The 19,700-nt window shown below is 45.7% G+C and carries 13 protein-coding genes and 1 pseudogene; 6 read left to right on the forward strand and 8 right to left on the reverse strand.

All coding sequences use genetic code 11. The features are described 5' to 3' along the window. Positions 1 to 537: 537 nt before the first annotated feature. The 3 genes from AB6E30_RS20970 to AB6E30_RS20980 all read left to right on the forward strand — a co-directional run bounded on the left by AB6E30_RS20970 (position 538) and on the right by AB6E30_RS20980 (position 5,436). The gene (locus AB6E30_RS20970; RefSeq protein ID WP_017059884.1) at positions 538 to 888 is read left to right on the forward strand and encodes an EF-hand domain-containing protein; all 351 of its coding nucleotides are present in this window, start codon (positions 538 to 540) and stop codon (positions 886 to 888) included. A gap of 124 nt (positions 889 to 1,012) precedes the next feature. Then, entirely contained in the window at positions 1,013 to 2,335 is a 1,323-nt protein-coding gene (locus AB6E30_RS20975) for an efflux RND transporter periplasmic adaptor subunit (protein ID WP_372105107.1), read from the forward strand. Then, complete coding sequence (locus tag AB6E30_RS20980; RefSeq protein ID WP_372105109.1) at positions 2,332 to 5,436, forward strand: efflux RND transporter permease subunit; 3,105 nt, start codon at positions 2,332 to 2,334, stop codon at positions 5,434 to 5,436. Before AB6E30_RS20975 ends, AB6E30_RS20980 begins: the two co-directional genes overlap by 4 nt. Before the next feature lie 372 nt (positions 5,437 to 5,808). Here the strand turns inward: AB6E30_RS20980 and purL are convergent, their stop codons facing one another. Further along, positions 5,809 to 9,732 carry a phosphoribosylformylglycinamidine synthase gene (gene purL / locus AB6E30_RS20985; protein WP_372105111.1) on the reverse strand — a complete coding sequence of 1,308 codons (3,924 nt, stop codon included), beginning with the start codon at positions 9,730 to 9,732 and terminating at the stop codon, positions 5,809 to 5,811. A 329-nt stretch (positions 9,733 to 10,061) separates the two neighbouring features. Between purL and mltF the strand changes: the two genes are divergently transcribed. Continuing rightward, entirely contained in the window at positions 10,062 to 11,630 is a 1,569-nt protein-coding gene (gene mltF / locus AB6E30_RS20990; protein WP_102394075.1) for a membrane-bound lytic murein transglycosylase MltF, read from the forward strand. A 316-nt stretch (positions 11,631 to 11,946) separates the two neighbouring features. Then, entirely contained in the window at positions 11,947 to 12,078 is a 132-nt protein-coding gene (locus AB6E30_RS20995; RefSeq protein ID WP_017059878.1) for a hypothetical protein, read from the forward strand. Between the two features lie 61 nt (positions 12,079 to 12,139). Here the strand turns inward: AB6E30_RS20995 and tadA are convergent. The 7 genes and pseudogenes from tadA to AB6E30_RS21030 all read right to left on the reverse strand — a co-directional run bounded on the left by tadA (position 12,140) and on the right by AB6E30_RS21030 (position 19,022). Beyond that, a pseudogene (tadA, locus tag AB6E30_RS21000) lies at positions 12,140 to 12,744 on the reverse strand (tRNA adenosine(34) deaminase TadA). Between the two features lie 86 nt (positions 12,745 to 12,830). Next, entirely contained in the window at positions 12,831 to 14,102 is a 1,272-nt protein-coding gene (locus tag AB6E30_RS21005) for a hemolysin family protein (RefSeq protein ID WP_372105113.1), read from the reverse strand. 199 nt (positions 14,103 to 14,301) lie between these two features. Then, positions 14,302 to 15,864: an AbgT family transporter gene (locus tag AB6E30_RS21010; RefSeq protein WP_372050920.1), complete on the reverse strand. Its 1,563-nt coding sequence runs from the start codon at positions 15,862 to 15,864 to the stop codon at positions 14,302 to 14,304. Positions 15,865 to 16,162: 298 nt separating this feature from the next. Further along, positions 16,163 to 16,612, reverse strand: a complete 450-nt coding sequence (locus tag AB6E30_RS21015; RefSeq protein WP_372105115.1) for a prepilin-type N-terminal cleavage/methylation domain-containing protein — start codon at positions 16,610 to 16,612, stop codon at positions 16,163 to 16,165. Further along, positions 16,602 to 17,906, reverse strand: a complete 1,305-nt coding sequence (locus AB6E30_RS21020; protein WP_017062784.1) for a hypothetical protein — start codon at positions 17,904 to 17,906, stop codon at positions 16,602 to 16,604. Before AB6E30_RS21020 ends, AB6E30_RS21015 begins: the two co-directional genes overlap by 11 nt. Beyond that, complete coding sequence (locus tag AB6E30_RS21025; protein WP_102333757.1) at positions 17,903 to 18,535, reverse strand: PilW family protein; 633 nt, start codon at positions 18,533 to 18,535, stop codon at positions 17,903 to 17,905. The genes AB6E30_RS21020 and AB6E30_RS21025 overlap by 4 nt, the downstream gene beginning before the upstream one ends. Next, the gene (locus AB6E30_RS21030) at positions 18,516 to 19,022 is read right to left on the reverse strand and encodes a GspH/FimT family pseudopilin (protein ID WP_102333756.1); all 507 of its coding nucleotides are present in this window, start codon (positions 19,020 to 19,022) and stop codon (positions 18,516 to 18,518) included. Before AB6E30_RS21030 ends, AB6E30_RS21025 begins: the two co-directional genes overlap by 20 nt. A gap of 102 nt (positions 19,023 to 19,124) precedes the next feature. Between AB6E30_RS21030 and AB6E30_RS21035 the strand changes: the two genes are divergently transcribed. Beyond that, positions 19,125 to 19,556: a type IV pilin protein gene (locus AB6E30_RS21035; protein ID WP_102320238.1), complete on the forward strand. Its 432-nt coding sequence runs from the start codon at positions 19,125 to 19,127 to the stop codon at positions 19,554 to 19,556. The last annotated feature ends 144 nt before the right edge of the window (positions 19,557 to 19,700 follow it).

Consider the following 19,700-nt stretch of genomic DNA (forward strand, 5'->3'; position numbering starts at 1 on the left):
GCTAGATGCTAGATGCTAGATGCTAGATGCTAGATGCTAGATGCTAGATGCTAGAAAATAATAAGCCGCTGGGGTTCAATCCAGCGGCTTTTTTGTATGTTCTGGGAATCATTATTGCCCCATTACCAGTCAGAGTTAACAGAATGTTAACATGTATTTACCCTACTAAAAGTAATCCCTTGTCTGTTGGATATTTGCAAGGCAAACTGCTGGGCAAAAGTTCGAAAACACTCTGAATGTCTAAAAATCGCCATATTTTTCGAAACTAGGGATTTTATATCATTGGCTTTTCGGTTTCGGTTTCGGTGGCTGAAAGTTTGGGATAATTTGAAAACCATTTGGACATAGCTATGCCTGTACTCTTACCAGAGTACTAGCGGCAGAAGTTTCATAATTTCTGTTGCGCTGCGCTTACAAACCGATAAGAACATAAATCGATATCTACTTAGCCATCTTTACATACCTTTACATCACATGACGTTATCTTACTTACATTAGTATATTCTTAAGTAGTGAAACAAAGAGAAGGAAAACGTCATGAAAATCAAAAGCACGATAATCGCGTTACTCGGCATCGTTATTGCCTTCGGAGCAATGGCTGGTGGAATGAATAAAGGCATGAATAACAATATGTCACGCCCAGTATTTTCACAGTTTGATCTCGATGGTGATGGCAAGATAACCGAAGCCGAGTTCAATCAAGCACGCTCAGAACGTATTGCCCAGCGAGCAGAAGAGGGACGTACGTTGAAAAATATCAATCAAAGCCACAGTTTTGCTTCGTTAGATAGCAACGCGGATCGCGCTATCTCTCAACAAGAGTTTAATGCTCATCAAGGCATGGTGAACCCCAAAAATACCATGGGCAAAGGCAAAAACAATCAGTAGCTCAATTCAATCAGGCCTCCATTTGTGAGGCCTGACTTATTTTGAGATCAAGGAAGCAAATCCGCTTATGTTGGTGTGCTACCTTTTGCTTAAGGAAAAGCTAATATATAGTAAGGGAATCGCTATGACTAGGTATAGCTGGTTACAAAGGGCTCTGTTTGTTCCTCCTGTTTTGTTGGGCATCGCGTTATTGGTGATCGCACCAGGGATGAAGGCTGAACCGCCTAATGCGAGTAATACGGCTGCTAAAAAGGTGGTTCGGGTGTTGAAAGTCGAGCCGCGAAATATCCAACCTTCTGCCATCGGATATGGACATACCGAGTCTGTTCAAGACTGGCAGGCACAGTCTGAACTTGACGGCGCGGTTGTGTGGGTTTCTGAGCAATACAAAACGGGCGCTATTATCCGCAAAGACAGCGAACTCCTTAGAATTGACCCCACCGCTTATCAACTTACTATTGCCCGTTTGCAAGCTGAGCTTGAAGTGCTAATGCTAACGAATCAGACCATTATCGATTCGCTCAAGATTGCAGAGAAAGAGTTTGAGGTACAACAGTCAGAATATGCCCGCTCAATCAAATTGAGTGAAACCGGGCATATCTCCAAAACAGAGAAAGACCGCGCGACCAAAGACTTGCTCAGCAGCCAGCAACAGCTCCAGACACAGAAAAACCAACTGGCAATTAATCAAGCGCAGCAAAAGGTTTTGCAAACGGAACTAGCACTTGCAAACCGAGATCTCGAACAAACCGTAATTAAAGCCCCATTTGATATTCGCATTGTCGAAACCTTGGTTGGACTCGCCGAGTATGTCAACAAGGGGGAATTGCTGCTCAAAGCGGATGACATCGATGCCGTTGAGGTTCGCGCGCAGTTTCCGCTTGGTAAAATGCGTCCGCTAAGAAATTCCAATCGCTTTGACTCGCTTGACGAAGATGTTCATAGCAACTTGAGCGCGACAGTCGAGCTCCAAGCAGGCTATAAAGTAATTACTTGGCCTGCCGAGATCAGCCGCTCCGGCGGTGAAATCGATGCTCAGACTCAAAGCCAAAGCCTGGTTGCACAAGTAAATCAGCCCTATCAGCAAGCCATTCCCGGGGAGAAGCCACCACTTATTCGTGGGACTTTCGTTAAAGTCACGATTAAAGCACCAATGATGGAGCAACAAGTCTTGCTACCGATAAACGCCATCCATGATGGTAAAGTTTACACTGTCTCTGAAGGTAAACTGAAAAGCAAACCTGTCAGGATAGATTTCGTCCAAGGGCAGGTTGCGGTGATCAAATCTGGCGTGGAATTCGGTGATGTGGTTGTGCTAAGTAAACTTTCACCCGCCGTTGAGGGGATGGCTTTACAACCGCAACCGGATGAGAAAATCGGCCTTTGGTTGGATACGCAGAGCGGATTTAAAGCCCTAAACGCGATTCAGAAAGAGGGCAAATTATGATCGCTTTTTTTGCTCGGCACACCACTGGCGCCAATGTCCTGATGATGGCGGTACTGCTGTTAGGGGCTTTTGCCTTGCCCAAACTGCAGAAAGACACTTTTCCGTTGACGCCGACCAAAAATATTGAGGTTCGGATCTTTTATCCGGGCGCGTCACCTTTTGAGATGATGGAAGAAGTGTGTTACCCGTTGGAAGATTCTCTCGATAAGCTGAGTGGAATTAAAGAGTTAAGCTGTGATGCCCGAGAGAGTTTGGTCATCGCCAATGTGGAAATCGGCGATGATGAAGACATTGACACTTTAACCAGCGATATTCAACAGCAGGTTAACGCCATCAGTGATTTTCCGGATCGAGTTGAGCAGATCACGGTGTCGAAACTGGACCGAGTGGCAACGGTGGCCAGTGTCGCGATTACCGGCAATATGTCAGATAGGGACTTATATCTCTATGCCCAACAAATTAAGCACAAGTTAAAAGAGAGCCCATTGATCGCTCAGGTGACCGTGAGCGGTTTTGCGGATCAAGAAATAGAAATTCACGTATCGCAGTGGAAGTTGCAGCAGTACGGCCTGAGTGTGTCCGACTTGTCCAATCTAGTACAACAGCAAAGTATCAGCACTCCTGCTGGCGTATTTAGTAATGACTTGGAAGAGATCAGCGTCCGCTTCGACCACTTAGGCAGCAACGTCAGAGACTTCGAAAATATCGTGATTAAATCCAGTGAGACGGGGACTCAGGTTCGCCTCGGTGATGTTGCCGTTATTCAGCAGAAGTTCACTAGCGATGAAAATCAAATCCTGTTCAATGGTCAGCGTGCCGCTTTGCTTCAGGTGTCCAAAACGCAATTTCAAGATACCTTAACGGTCAAAGATGCGATCGTCAGCATCGTTGAAAAAGAACAGGCGAGAGCCCCTGAAGGCGTCGCTTTAACCATCACCCAAGATTCCAGCACCAATATTATTGAGCGTCTGAGAATCCTCACCAGCAATGGCGCACAGGGATTAGCACTGGCATTTTTGATGTTGTGGGCGTTTTTTAATATTCGCTTTAGCTTTTGGGTCACCATGGGGCTGCCGGTTTCATTCCTTGGCGCCATTTTTGCGATACAACTTCTCGGTTATACCCTGAATATGATGACGCTGGTCGGGCTGATTGTCGCGATTGGTCTGCTAATGGACGACTCGTTGATCATTGCAGAAAACATCGCTGCCAAGAGGCAACAAGGGCTACCCGCGTTTGACGCTGCAGTTGAAGGTACCAAACAAGTCTTCCCAGGTGTGATTGCATCGTTTGCTACCACCATCATGGTGATAGGGCCGCTGATGTTTCTCACAGGCAAGATGGGCGAAGTACTACGCTATATTCCCATCGTGTTATTGATTACCTTGCTTGTTAGTCTGATAGAAGCTTTCTTGATCTTGCCGTCTCATTTGGCACATAGCCATACTGAATCTCGCTCTAATCCTATACGGGACAAGTTCATTGCCGGTTTTGAAAACATCAGAGACAGATTCTTTGTGCCAGTGAGTGTCAAGGCGATGAATGCACCTTATCTTTCAGTAGGGATATTGGTGATGGTGGTGATGATTTCAACCGCTTCCATTTCGTCAGGTTGGCTGAAATTCAAAGCCATGCCTGCCTTGGAAAGTGATGTGCTGCAGGCGCGTATCTTGCTCCCTCAAGGCAGTTTACTGAGCCAGACAGAGGCGGTGGTGGAGAAGGTTTCAAACGCGCTTGATGAACTCAACCAAGAATACGCAGAGAAATACCCAAGCTCAAAACCTTTGGTCGCGAGCACCACGATCATGTTCAACTCAAATGCTGATGCTAATGAGTCGGGGCCGCATATGGCAACCGTCAGTGCCGATCTATTGCCAGCGCAATTTAGGCAGCAGAGCATTAAAGATCTGATCCAAGATTGGAAACAAAAAGTAGGCCCTACGGCGGATGTGGTTTCACTCAAGTTTACCGATAAAGAACGGGGCATTGCTGGCAATGGCATTGATATTCGGGTTCAGGGTGAGTCGTTACAAGAGCTCAATCAAGTCAGCCGCTCGCTGGTGAAATGGTTGAAGGGATTTGACGGTGTCTATAACCTCTCCACCGATCTGCGTGAGGGCAGAACCGAATTTCACGTTAACCTTAAAGATGAAGCTGGCGTGATGGGAGTTAATGCTTCCAACATTGCTCAAACGCTGCGCAGCGCGGTAAAAGGCAGTACTGATCTGACGGTTTTCCAACAAGGCGAGCTGGTGGATATTAGTGTGAGACTGGATGAGTTTACGCACCAAGCTAGCCTGTATGAGTTGAATAACTTGATGGTGACGGCAGGCAATGGAACCCTAGTTCCATTATCAAGTGTTGCGACGTTTGACAGAAAACAAGCCTTCTCGCGAATTCACCGCATTAATGGGATGAACACTGTGGTTGTGCAAGGCAATATCGATACGCGGGTTGCCAATGCGCGTGAAATCATGCTGCAGTTCAATAGCGAATTTGTCTCGCAAACTCAACACAAATTCCCAGACATCACCTTCACCTCGCAAGGTCAGGATAAAGAAAGCTCAGATACGGGCTCCTCGCTGGCGACCTTCTTTGCTCTTGGCGTGGTGGGGATTTATCTTATTTTAGTGTTCCTGTTACAAAGCTACACTCAACCGATTGCTGTGCTGCTGGCAATCCCTATGGGCTGGATTGGTGTGGTATGGGGGCACTTGGGCATGGGGTTCGATTTGACTATTCCAAGCTTGGTTGGCTTTGCTACCTTAGCGGGTATCGTCGTTAACGATAACATTCTGTTGGTCAATTTTATTAAGAAGAATATCGCCCAAGGCGAGCGCTTGATAGACGCTTGTCGAGAGGCGGTACGTGACCGATTTAGAGCGATATTTATCACCTCGTTAACCACATTTGCAGGATTGCTTCCACTGTTAACCGAAACCAGTACGCAAGCGCAATTTCTGATCCCGTTAATTGCCAGTATTGCGTTTGGCTTAGTCTCGGCTACGTTACTAGCGTCAATTGTTGTGCCTTGCGTGCTGCTTATTTTGGACGATTTAAAGCTGACCAAATGGGCAGAAGGTGCTCAATCTTCCCTTTGAGGCCCTTGGGAGTGCATGCTGAACCATGTCATTTAGCCCGGCATGAAAATGGTAGTTTGCGTAGAATTTATTTGGCGATTAAACCCTATCACTGACTGCTGTTTTTTTGCGTACAAAAAACAATAGGGTCAGGTCTTGTCTTTTGCTCTTTGGTGGCAGTTTTTCTATCAGGTTTAGTTATTTGTCATACCTGAAGTTATTAGTCATTTGCTAATGTTTGATTTTCCAAAACTCATTTCTGTCCAAAAGTTTGTTATACACACATCCACTATACGGTGATCCCTACACCACACTCACCACCAAAAAAAGCGCAGACCTTTCGATCTGCGCTTGTGGTTATTGTCCCGATAACACTGTTTAAATCGTTTTCAATTAACCCACGTTCTTACGTGCGTTTTGGAACATACGCATCCAAGCGCCATTCTCGCCCCAACCTTCCGGAGACCAAGAGTTTGCAACCGTACGGAATACACGCTCTGGGTGAGGCATCATAATTGTCACGCGGCCGTCAGTCGTTGTTAAACCTGTGATAGCGTTTGGCGAACCATTCGGGTTATTCGGGTATTGCTGCGTTTGGTTACCGTTGTTATCAACGTAACGTAGAGCAACCGTACCTGAGTTTTCAATCGCGTTTAGGTGGTCGTTATCACGTACTTCTACGCGGCCTTCACCGTGAGAAACAGCGATTGGCATACGAGAACCTTCCATGCCGTTGAAGAATACAGAATCTGACTTCTGAACTTCTACTAGGCTGAAACGTGCTTCAAAGCGCTCAGATTCGTTGCGAACGAAACGTGGCCAGTACTCCGCACCTGGGATAAGTTCACGTAGATTCGACAGCATCTGACAACCGTTACACACACCTAGAGAGAAGGTATCTTCACGCTTGAAGAAGTTTTCAAACTGGTCACGAGTAGAGTCATTAAACAAAACCGACTTCGCCCAACCTTCACCAGCACCTAGTACATCACCGTAAGAGAAGCCACCACATGCCACAAGGCCGTTGTATTCTTCTAGTACCGCTTGACCTGTTAGGATGTCGCTCATGTGAATATCAGTTGCTTCGAAGCCTGCACGGTCGAATGCTGCTGCCATTTCAACGTGAGAGTTAACACCCTGCTCACGTAGAATCGCCATCTTAGGCTTAGCACCTGTGTTGATGAACGGTGCTGCGATGTCTTCGTTTACGTCAAAGCTCAGTTTCACGTTCAGACCTGGGTCCGAGTTGTCTTTCTTCGCTTCATGTTCTTGGTCAGCACATACTGGGTTATCACGCAGACCTTGCATCTTGTGCGTTGTCTCAGCCCAGATAGTACGTAGTTCAGTACGGTTACGTTCAATCACTACAGACTCGCCAGACTTAATCACTAGTTCATCTGATGCTTCCCCTTCACCAACAACGCTGCCAATCACATGAGAACATGCTTCTAGACCGTTAGCTGCAAGAGTAGAAAGTACTGCGTCTAGGTCGTCGTTACGGACTTGGATTACTGCACCTAGCTCTTCGTTGAACAGTGCTGCTAGCGTGTCTTCACCTAACGCTTCAATGTTTGCATTAACACCACAGTGACCTGCGAATGCCATTTCTGCTAGCGTTACGAATAGACCACCATCGCCTTTATCGTGGTAAGCGACAACTTGGTCGTTCGCTACAAGTGCTTGAACGCCTTCGTAGAAACCTTTTAGTTGCGCTGCGTTGTCTACGTCTGCTGGCTTGTCACCAAGCTGCTTGTAAACCTGTGCAAGTGCTGTTGCACCCATACGGTTTTTGCCGTTACCTAGGTCGATAAGAACTAGGCTTGTATTACCTAGTCCTTCAAGGTTATCAGGGGTGCGAAGCTGAGGAGTAATCGTCTTACGAACATCTTCAACACGTGCAAACGCGGTGATAACAAGAGATAGCGGAGACGTTACTTCTTTCTGCTCGCCATTCTCTTCCCACTTAGTCTTCATCGACATTGAGTCTTTACCCACTGGGATAGTTAGACCCAGAGCTGGACATAGTTCTTCACCAACCGCTTTAACCGCTTCGTAAAGACCTGCATCTTCACCTGGGTGACCTGCTGGAGACATCCAGTTAGCCGACAGTTTAATGTGTTTGATATCGCCGATGTTGGTCGCTGCGATGTTAGTAATTGCTTCACCAACCGCTAGACGAGCCGATGCGCCGAAGTCTAGAAGTGCCACTGGCGTACGCTCACCAAGAGACATAGCCTCACCGTGGTAAGAGTCGTAGCTTGCCGCTGTTACTGCGCAGTTAGCAACAGGAACCTGCCATGGACCAACCATTTGGTCACGAGCTACAAGGCCTGTTACCGAGCGGTCACCGATGGTGATAAGGAATGTTTTCTCAGCGACTGTTGGCAAGCGAAGAACACGGTCAACCGCTTCGTTCATCTCGATGCCAGAACGGTCAATCGCAGGGTTGTTAGCTTTTAGCGTTTTCGCGTCACGGTGCATCTTAGGTGTTTTACCTAATAGGATGTCCATTGGCATGTCGATTGGCGTGTTGTCGAAGTGTGAATCTTCTAATTTCAGATCACGTTCTTCAGTTGCTTTACCAACCACTGCGTACGGTGCACGTTCACGCTTACAAATCGCGTCGAACGTTGCCATGTCTTTATCAGCAACCGCCATTACATAACGCTCTTGAGATTCGTTACACCAGATCTCAAGTGGGCTCATGCCCGGCTCATCGTTTGGTACGTCACGTAGGTTAAAGATACCGCCACGCTCGCCATCGTCTACTAGCTCAGGAAGTGCGTTCGAGATACCGCCCGCGCCCACATCGTGGATGAATGTGATTGGGTTCGCATCACCTAACTGCCAACAACGGTCGATAACTTCCTGACAACGACGCTCCATTTCTGGGTTTTCACGTTGTACAGAAGCGAAATCAAGATCTTCAGAAGAAGAACCAGAATCCATTGAAGATGCCGCACCGCCACCAAGGCCGATGTTCATCGCAGGACCACCAAGAACGATTAGGCTTGCACCTACTGGGATCTCTTTCTTCTGAACGTGCTCATCACGGATGTTGCCAAGACCACCAGCTAGCATGATTGGTTTGTGGTAACCACGCACTTCTTCACCTGCGTGAGAGTTTACTTTCTCTTCGTAAGTACGGAAGTAACCAAGTAGGTTTGGACGACCAAATTCGTTGTTGAATGCCGCACCACCAAGAGGACCTTCAAGCATGATATCCAAAGCAGTCACGATACGGCTTGGCTTGCCAAAGTCAGTTTCCCAAGGTTGAACGAAGTTCGGGATCTTAAGGTTAGATACAGAGAAAGCAACAAGACCCGCTTTTGGCTTACCACCAATACCGGTTGCGCCTTCATCACGGATTTCACCGCCTGAACCTGTCGATGCACCTGGCCACGGTGAGATTGCCGTTGGGTGGTTGTGCGTTTCAACTTTCATCAAGATGTGTGTTTTTTCTTGGTGGTAGCTGTACTGGCGAGTTTCTGGATCTGGGAAGAAACGACCAACTTCAGAACCTGTCATTACCGCTGCGTTATCTTTATAAGCAGACAGAACATGTTCTGGTGTCGTTTCAAAGGTGTTCTTAATCATCTTGAACAATGATTTTTCTTGCTTAACGCCATCGATAGTCCAATCAGCGTTAAAGATCTTATGACGACAGTGCTCTGAGTTCGCTTGTGCAAACATCATTAGCTCGATGTCCGTCGGGTTACGACCTAGCTTCTCAGTGAAGCTTTCAAGAAGGTAATCAATCTCATCTTCTGCAAGTGCAAGACCTAGGGTAACGTTTGCTTTTTCAAGCGCTTTACGTCCGCCAGTTAATAGGTCAACTTCCGCATAAGGAGCAGGCTCAGCAACGGTAAATAGTGCCGCCGCTGATTCGAAGTCAGTGAAAACCACTTCCATCATACGGTCGTGCAGGATTGCTTTCAGCTCAACAAGTTGAAGTTCAGAAAGTTCAGCAGAGGTTTCAATGTAGAAAGCAGTACCGCGCTCTAGACGTGACACTTTAGCCAGTCCGCAGTTGTGTGCGATATCTGTTGATTTTGAAGACCAAGGCGAGATAGTGCCTGGGCGTGGCGTTGCAAGCAGCAGTAAACCTTCAGGTTCATGCTCTTCAATCGTTGGACCGTAAGTCAGTAGCTTTTCTAGCTTCTCAACTTCAGACTCATCTAGGTCTGCCGTTAGATCAGCAAAGTGGGCAAACTCAGCGTAAATACCTGTTACAGGTAAGCTTAATTCACGACAAAGCTCTAAAAGCTTGTTAACACGAAACTCAGATAGAGCTGGGGAGCCACGCAAAATTCTCATGTGCTTACGTCTCTTATGCAGTTGATTAAGGTAGTATTGGAATAAATTCAGTGGGTTAAAGGAAAAACCTAACTGTTTTCTTCGAAGCTATTCCCGAAGGTTTAAAAACCTATGCCGATCCCACCTCTTCAATGCGAGCGCATTATAAAGCATTTCTTTTTGTGACGTAACACCAAAAGCAACCGTTTGCGTGATTTTTTTTATCTTTCTGCGTAAATGGTACTTTTGCTGCATTTATCACCACTTTTACAACTGTTTAATTAAACCTGCTTTGCCAGCCTTGCGGGGTTTGGTATAAAGGAGCTTCCACTTTTCGAGATTTCATTTTGATGCCTAAATTTACGCTCATCTTTTCGTCTAAGTTCCTTCTGCTCGCCATCGCCCTATTTGGGTTGGCTGGATGCCAGATTGAATCTGAACCTAAAAGTGTCCTTGAGCAGATACGAGATCGTGGCGTTCTTCGTGTCGGCACCCTAAATAACCAACTCTCTTATTACATCGGTCCTGATGGTCCTGCTGGCTTGGATTACGAATTAGCTCGTGAATTTGCGCAGGAGCTTGGTGTAAAGCTTGAGGTTAAACCCGCTTACCGTTTGTCTGGCTTGTTCCCTGCACTGCAGAAAGGCGAAATCGATCTTATCGCGACCGGCTTAACGCAAAACAACAAACTGACACGAGCTTATCGCGCCGCACCTGCTTATTACTACGTAAGCCAACAGGTCGTATACAAAAAAGGCCAGTGGCGACCGAGAAACCTTGAACAACTGATCAATTTCGAGAATGAGCGTCAGGTTGACTTTGTTAAAGCACAAACTGAATCAGAAGAGGCGGCGTCTACTGACACATTAACGCCATCTTTGGTTGTGGTGAAAGACTCACACTTTGAGCCAACACTAAAGCAGCTGCAGAAAACACACGATGACTTTATCTATGATGCGGTCGGCAATGCTGATATCAACGACCTGCTCAAAGAAGTATCAACAGGCGAACGTTTATTCACAGTGGCCGACTCTATCGAGCTATCACTGGCGCAACGTTTGTACCCAGATGTTGCCTTGGCATTTGAGCTGACAGAAGACCAACCTATCTCTTGGTACCTAAATAGATCGGAAGATGAAAGCCTGTATGCTTTGCTGATTGAGTTCTTCGGTAACCTAAAACAGTCTGGTGAACTGGCTTCACTAGAAGAGAAATACATCGGCCACATCGGCACTTTTGACTACGTTGATACTCGTGCCTTTATCCGCGCACTGGACAGCAAGTTGCCAAAATGGTCGCCGCTATTTCAAAGGTACTCTCAAGAATTTGATTGGCGCTTGATTGCCGCTTTGGCCTACCAAGAATCACACTGGAACCCTGTTGCGCGCTCACCAACGGGTGTTCGTGGCATGATGATGTTGACACTGCCCACCGCGAAGAGTGTTGGGGTAACCAACCGTCTCGACCCGAACCAGTCGGTACAAGGCGGTGTTGAGTACCTGCGTCGTATCGTGAACCGAGTACCAGATTCAATCACTCAACACGAAAAGATCTGGTTTGCACTTGCTTCATACAATGTCGGTTACGGGCACATGATGGACGCGCGTCGCCTAACGAAGGCACAAGGAGGAGATCCTGATGCTTGGGGCGATGTGAAAGACAGATTGCCTCTGTTAAGACAGAAGAAGTACTACAGCCAAACTCGATATGGGTATGCGCGTGGTGATGAAGCGAGAAACTACGTTGAAAACATTCGCCGTTATTACCAAAGCATTATTGGCCATGTAAATAAGCGCAATAAAGAACAAGAAGCGACCCTTGAAGGTTTGGTGGTGATCCCACCTTTAGAAACCTCAGGTGCTGAATCGAGTATCAGCGCAGCTCAGTCGACAGTAAGCAGTTCTGAGCCTTCACAGTAAAACCCAAAAGAGCAATGCCATCTAGCATTGCTCTTTTTTATTGTCTTTTTTCGACTCTTCTTTCGTCATTAAGGGATAAGGGAAGCAGGCAAGAAAATGATGATGAGATCTAGAGTGTCATATTGCAGTAACAATCGAACCTTATAACGGCACACCACAATCAAGATTATGCTCTGTTGCACTGCAATGCTGGCTTTAGACTAGAACTGCTCTTCTATTTAAGCCAAGCGTGCGACAGGCCAAACAAACGAATAACACTATAATTAAATCGTTAGTCCAAACTAAAAAGTCAGACGACAAATAGGAAATCATTGAAATGATGAAGAAACTGAAATCGAAACGCCTTGATAAGACCGTTGCTGCAAACCGTCGTAAGCGTATGCTTTCAAATAATAAGAAGAAGATCATTTGGCGCAATCGCGCTTTCATGCAGATGATTGCTGAGTAAATGTAGTTACTCAGTCAGTTTGCTTGGCACTCTTGCGATAGAGAGTGCCGAAAGTACGCTGCTATTTCTTATTGCCAGCCTTCATCTCTGCTTCTAAACGCTGCTCTTCCAACAGACGTTCTTGCTTTCGCTTCTCTTTTATCTCTTTTCTACGACGCTTGAAAAACGCTTGTAATTGCTCACGGCACTCTTCCTCTAACAAACCATGTTCAACGTCGGCATAGTGGTATGAGGCCTGACTTTCAAACAAATTCAACACTGTACCTGCAGCGCCTGCTTTTAAGTCTGGAGCACCAAACACAATGCGCTTTACTCGGCTGTGTAGCAAGGCACCTGCGCACATTGGGCAAGGCTCTAGCGTAACGTATAAAGTGGTATCGAGTAGCCGATAGTTTTCTAAGGCTTGACCGGCTTTACGCAAGGTTTCAATTTCTGCGTGTGCCGTAGCATCGTGGCTGCCAATCGAACGGTTCCATCCTTCAGAGATAATCTCCCCATCTTTTACTAATACTGCACCAACAGGAACCTCTCCCTCGCTCTCTGCTTGCGTAGCCACCTCGATGGCACGTCGCATGAAGATTTCATCTTGAGGGGTGAATTGATGGTCTGACAAAGGGAACTCCAGAAACAAAGGATAAAAACGAAAATAGGTATGCGGTGAAGCATACCTAATCTTAGAGATAATGAACAATAAAGAGGTAATAGACAACAACAGACAATGAACCATTGCCGCTTGCTGGTTGGTCGAACTGTTAGCTATTAGCGTCTTCTGTGTCACCGGCTATTGGCGTCGCTTTGATGCTCACAATACGGTTATTCTCAACAGAGATAATTTCAAACTGCCACTGCTGGTATTGAACAACTTCGCCTGCATCCGGTAAGCGCCCTATTAACCAAGTCACAAGGCCATTCAACGTTTGGAAGCTCTCGCTTTCGCCCTCAAAATCCGATAGCTCTAAACGGTTCTTCAGTTCACTGATAGGAATCAATCCATCCACCAACAAACCGTCTTCCACTTGCTCGGTCCAAAGATCGTTCGGATTATTCGATAGCTCGCCAGCAATCGCCTCAAGAATATCGTAATGAGTCACAAGACCTTGAACATCGCCATACTCGTCGACAATGAATGCCATCTCGGTGCCCGACTCTTTAAAGTAGCCAAGTAGACGCAGAGCTTTCATCGATTCTGGAACATAGATCGGCGAGCGAGACAGCCCCATGATCACTTGAATGCTTAGATTGCCCGCCTGATTCAGCAAGGCTTTGGCTGACACTGTACCCACCACTTTATTGAGGTGATCTTGGCACAATGGAAACACACTGTGTTTTGATGAACGCAGTTTCTTTAATATCTGCTCAACGGGTTGGTCGACATCCAGAAAGTCGATGTCTCGACGCGGAGTCATCAATGAGCTCACAAGACGATCATCAAGCTGCAAGATATTACGAATCATCTCTTGTTCGCCGCGTTCAATCACACCCGATTCTGAGCCCTCTTTCACAAGTGCATGGATATCTTCTTCACCGCCTCGGCCCATCAACTTAAGAATACCTTCCGTTGAAGCCGACAACGCAAACACAAACGGCGTCGCGATTTTAGATAACCAGAAGATTGGCAGCGCGACTAACACAGCAATGTTTTCAGCTTGAGACTGAGCAAAACGCTTTGGTACCAACTCACCGACAACGATAGCGAAATAAGTAATACCTACCACCACAACCGCAGTAGACAAGATGTTCGCTTGTGTTGGGTCTAGTCCCCACAGTTCAAGTTGAACGGCTAGTGGAGCCGATAGCGTCGCCTCACCCACAATCCCGCTGAGTAGGCCGATTACCGTGATACCGATTTGGATTGTAGAGAGGAAGCGGGTTGGATTTTCTTTGAGATCAAGAGCAACCTGAGCGGAGCGGTGTTTTTCGGCTAAGCGTTTCAGCCGACTATTTTTTGCTGCTACCAATGCAATCTCAGACATGGCAAACAGACCATTTAAAACAATTAACCCTACTAAAAGCAGAATTTTCATGTGGCTTGGATTTCCTAAATTTACCGGCCAACAATTAGCCGTAATCCGGAGTATAAGCTGAGTGCCTTTATTTTGAATATAAAAAGTTTTGGATATAGAAAGTTTTGGATATAAAAAACGGAAAAAATAGCGAAAAAAAGCCCGCACATTTCGGTGCGGGCTTAGCAATGAATAAAGCTTAGTTTTGCTTAGTTCAATCTTACATTGTGTAAGTGTAAGGTGCTTGGATACCTAGTGGGATACCAAGAGCCCAGTAAGCTAGCAAGAAGATAGACCAACCGATTAACATCGCAATCGAGAATGGCATCATTAGAGAAGCTAGAGTACCGATACCTGTCGACTTAACGTAGCGCTGACAGTAAACAACAACCAGTGGGAAGAACACCATTAGTGGAGAGATGATGTTAGACACTGAGTCACCTACACGGTAAGCCGCTTGAGATAGCTCAGGAGAGATACCCACAACCATTAGCATTGGAACTAGGATAGGACCAATCAGTGCCCACTTAGCTGAAGCAGAACCAACAAGAAGGTTAACTGCAGCCGTTAGTAGAATCATACCAACAACCGTTGCTTCACCTGGAAGGTCCATCGCTTTCAAGCCTTCAGCACCGTAAAGTGCCAGCATAGTACCGATGTTTGATTGAGCGAATGCAGATAGGAACTGAGCACAGAAGAACGACATTACAATGTATGCGCCCATCGTTGCCATCGTCTCAGACATTGCTTTGATAACATCATTACTATTCTTGAAAGTACCCGCTACACGGCCGTAAACGATACCTGGGATGATGAACAGGATGAAGATCAGAGGAACGATAGACTTCATAACTGGTGCAGAGAATGCTGTTAGCTCACCTTCGGGAGAACGCAGTGCAGAGTTCTCAGGGATTAGAGCCGCAACAAGCAGACCAATACCAGCAACCATTGCCCAACCTGCGTATTTGAATGCTTTTGATTCGATTGCAGTGAACGTACCTAGATCAGGTGCTTCTTCAGCATCTTCATCAACTGGCGTGTTCGCTAGGCGAGGTTCGATGATCTTCTCAGTTACGTACCAACCGATAGCAACAATAAGAACTGAAGATAGGCCAGTAAAGAAGATGTTCGCTAGAGGGTTAATCACGTATTCAGGGTCAAGAACGTTTGCCGCTGTTTGCGTGAAGCCAGCTAGTAGCGGGTCGATACCTGAAGGAATGAAGTTCGCAGAGAAACCACCTGATACACCAGCAAATGCTGCTGCAATACCCGCTAGAGGGTGACGACCCGCAGCGTGGAAGATGATACCGCCAAGAGGGATTACTAGAACGTAACCTGCATCAGCTGCTGTGTGAGACACGATAGCAACCAAGATTAGCATTGGCGTAAGTAGCTTCGCTGGCGTGAAGTTCAGCATCTTCTTAAGGCCAGTAGTAATGAAGCCTGAAGAGTCTGCAACGCCAACACCTAGCATAGCAACAAGTACGATGCCTAGAGGTGCGAAGCCTGTGAACGTGGTAACCATATTCGCTAGGAAGCTAGCAAGCGCTTCACCAGTTAGTAGGTTGTTTACTTCAAGAGCAGCACCCGTTTGAGGGTTGATTAAGTCGAATGAAAGATTCGATAAAAGTGCAGATGCTACCCATACAATAACTAGAGCCCAGAAGAACAGGATTGCTGGATCTGGAATTTTGTTGCCGGCGCGTTCAATGAAGTTTAGAAAGCGGTCCATACCACTGATCTTCTCAGTCGATGGTGCTTTTTTTACGGCTTGGTTACTCATTGTAACTCCATATGTGATGTTGTTTTGTTTAGGCCTAATATAAGTTTTGACCACGGCCTATTGGTACAGCACATATTCTATTAAAGTCGTTGTTAAAAAGCACAAGATTCCACCTGATTTTCCATAAATGGAGACATATTTTGCAAAAATACCATACAACCACAACAATATAAAAACATAAAAAACACCATTCCATATACAGAGTTTTAACTAGCACGTAAACAATGTCCGAGGAGTGAAAATTATCAGTAAAAGGGGTAGCATGAGCCTTGGCATGCAGTAAACGTTTGCTTGAGGGTCAATCAAACTCACTGTATTTGGAGAGCATAGTTTCGAGGTAAATACTTTGTGCGTGGTTCATACGATCTTGCCATGCAATTGTGACAGTAATGGTTTTTAATGCGCTAGACAGAGCACCGTTTGCATTAGTCACTTCACAGGTCATGGCATAGGCAGAACCCGACAAACCGGATAAAGGATCTGAACTTGCTATGTTGAGACAATGACTCGCCTGATTTAGTTCCGAAAAAGGAATTAAACTTACCGCTCCACTCACATTAGACGCCCGAGTTCGATAATACTCCATCTGCCTTTCAGCAAAATGCAGCGCCTCTACGCTGTGGAGCGCAAAATCCGATTTTTGTTCAGCGTAGACCTGTAATTTAACCAGCCCTAGTGAGGCAACGCCAATCAACAGAAAAGAGATAAGAACCTCTATCAAGCTAAAACCTGAGTTCTTAGAAATCATTCCATGATCCTCGCTTCCACTTCGCTTTTAAAGGAGTGCTATGAGGGTTGTATTCACCGGTATAATCCAAATTGATTGAACCCTGAATTGTCGATAACCCACCAACGGAATCAAAGAACATCCCTCCTTTAGGGAAAAAAGAAGCAAATCCAATATAAACCGAATTACTCTGTACTAAATCAGTAATAGGAATTGTATCTGGAACTTTAGCCCACAAACCACTCAGTAGGTCGGTATCAGTATCGGGAGAGTTAGTGTTATCGAATACGGTCATATCATTTAGATGATAAAAAGCCCCGTCAAATACGCTCGCGTTACCATTCGCAACGATGCCGTCCTGAATCACTAAAGAGCGAGGCGTAATAACCCCTGGGATAGGTTCAACTACATTAATCGCAGGTGAATAAACGACGCAATCACCTATAACCCATACCTTATTCTCCCCACTTGAAAAGGCATCATTAATGGCTTTGCTACACTTATTTCCTTCATATTCACCATCAACCAAGTCAATATGCTTAGGGGGGACAACTGTCCGATCAATAAGGTCTATAACATGATAATCAAGCTTAATTTGGTCAATGTTCTCTGACGTCTTTGGCACGCCAAAATAATTAGAGAACGTATCGATATCCGGATCGAATTTGAAATCTGATTGAAAAGAGTTTGAAGGCAGCGCCCCAACGGAGTCGATGGTTGCATCATTGCTAATATTGGTGGTTTGTTGGCAAGACTCAAACGTAGAAAAAGGAGGTGACTCTGGAGTAATGGTCTTCAAACGTCCTCCTCCCTTTTGCTTATAGATAACACTATCTAAAAATCGAACCGATACACACTCGTTAATACCATCAACAGCAGTAAGAGCAATATCAGGATTAATATCGATATTGTGATCAGAAATAAATTCTAAACTCGAATTGGTTTGCATTACTCCTAATCCCGAAGCGTCTACAAAACTAATCTCTTTGTTCAGCGATAAAGACTCAGAACTCGACACCAATATATTTGGCGTGAGTGCTTCTGATCCCAACGTAACGACTTTCGACTGCTGACAATAATCCATTAAATCATTGGGAATAGCTGTCAGATCATTTTCAGCGATGTAAGTGAAGCCACACTCCAAGCCTCCTTCCGATCGCCAGTGTTCTTGTCTGCCCTGCACTTCATTCTGTGCGACTTTAATTTGATGGAATACACTGCGATACGTGCCTAATGTCACCACTAAAGCACCAATTAAAAGCACTGACGTAATCAATAACGTCACCACACCACGCTGCTTTTTAAATATCATCATTGCCAGTTCCTCTGCTTAACGGAAACCGAAACAGATTTGGAAACACCTGCGGTTGGGATTGACGCTGTAATACTGATATCAGTGAGCGTGCTCTTGATAGAATTCTGCTCCAATACTTGGGAATTAATGCTGAACTCATCAACATCAATGAGGTTGTCATCGAACAGTGAGTAACATCCAGTAACCTCATGAAATGTAGGAATTGCCTCCGATACAGTGGTGCCCTTCTCACATATTTGCAGTTTGGTTCCATTTTTTCTGTAAACGATATTTCGATGTTCTTTACTTGCGCTTGAGCCCTCTCGGAAGTAAACAAAACCCACCGCCACACCGCCACTCACTTGGATGGTGTTACTCGCGCCAGACAACTTGATTGAGTAACCGTTTGAACCATCGTAACCCGCTCGTTGGATATCCTCTTTCATGACCTGCATGGTGCTGGTTAGATTTTGTAGCAGCAATAATTCAATGCCTTTGTCTTTGGCAATTCTCTGCCCTGTTATAAAGACACTGCCAATAATCGAAATCGCAAACACACCAATCACAGACGCCACCATTAACTCAATTAATGATGTGCCTTGCTGTTTAGTAGGCGCTACCACAATCGGTCTAACACGCATCATAGCCATACTGCGCACTCGACTCACCGCACACCTTAATTCGCCCAGGAGGGCTGGATAATTTAACCAACAATCTGTCTGTGGACGCTGTGTTTGGAGAAAGATAAATCGTCCCTCTGGCTGGCCTTCCCCTTACACTCTCAAAACTGATTCTTGCACCTGTGTAATTATGGGAAAACGAGACATCTCGAAACGGTTCGCCTGACAACATCAGTAACGTTTCACCAGAAAGGTCTTCAGTAGGCTTTAACCTTACAGTCCACTCTCCGGTTGATTGCACCTCATTTTTATCCATAGAGAAATGTACCCACAGATCTTGATTCCTTTTGACCGATTCAGACTTGGCCTGAATGAGAAAACCATTCAACTCTCCGGCGAGTCGCTGCATCTTGACGGTTTCAGTAACCGAACTAAAACTCGGGGCAGCCGTCGCTATCAGTATCGACAGTACCGATACCGTTACTAACAGCTCTAATAAAGTAAACCCGCGAGTCATTTCCCAAATTCCTATGTAACTCAATGCGCAACTGCATTTAATCTTGCACCGATGCTACCACCAGAGAAAAATGGGCAGAGATATGAAAGGAAACTACTCGCGATGATTCGAAGAAATATATGCAACAACAACAACTTAAGCATTAGAGGAATGACATTGATCGAATTATTGATCGCTGTCGCCATCGTGGGGATACTCGGCGCCATTGCGTATCCAAGTTATACCAACCATGTTATCAAGGCACATCGAGTTACAGCGATGGCCGACTTAACCAAGATGCAACTGGAGATAGAAACTCTATACACAGGGAACTATGCGTCGGCAGCGGAGAATATTATTTCAGGAGGGACATGCTTGTTTTGCGATACCGATACTAGCCGATACACGCTAGCGATCTCTGCGAGTAGCACCACCTATTCAATTCAAGCGGAACCGCTTTCGCAGCAAGTAAATGATGAATGTTTTGACTCGAATACCGATAAGTTGGAATTGCACCACTCGGGCATTTCGGAGCCAGAAACGTGTTGGAAGTAACAAGAGCAACCACCAAAGGGCTCTAGAATTTATCTGATAAATCTCGACTCTTTCTTCTCGAGCTTCTTTTCCCCTGATCTACAGATACAAAAAAAACCTGCTACATGAGCAGGTTTTTTAACTTTATCAACAACTTAAAGCATC

This window comes from Vibrio sp. 10N.247.311.12 (genome assembly GCF_041467515.1).
Taxonomy (GTDB): Bacteria; Pseudomonadota; Gammaproteobacteria; order Enterobacterales; family Vibrionaceae; genus Vibrio; species Vibrio crassostreae_C.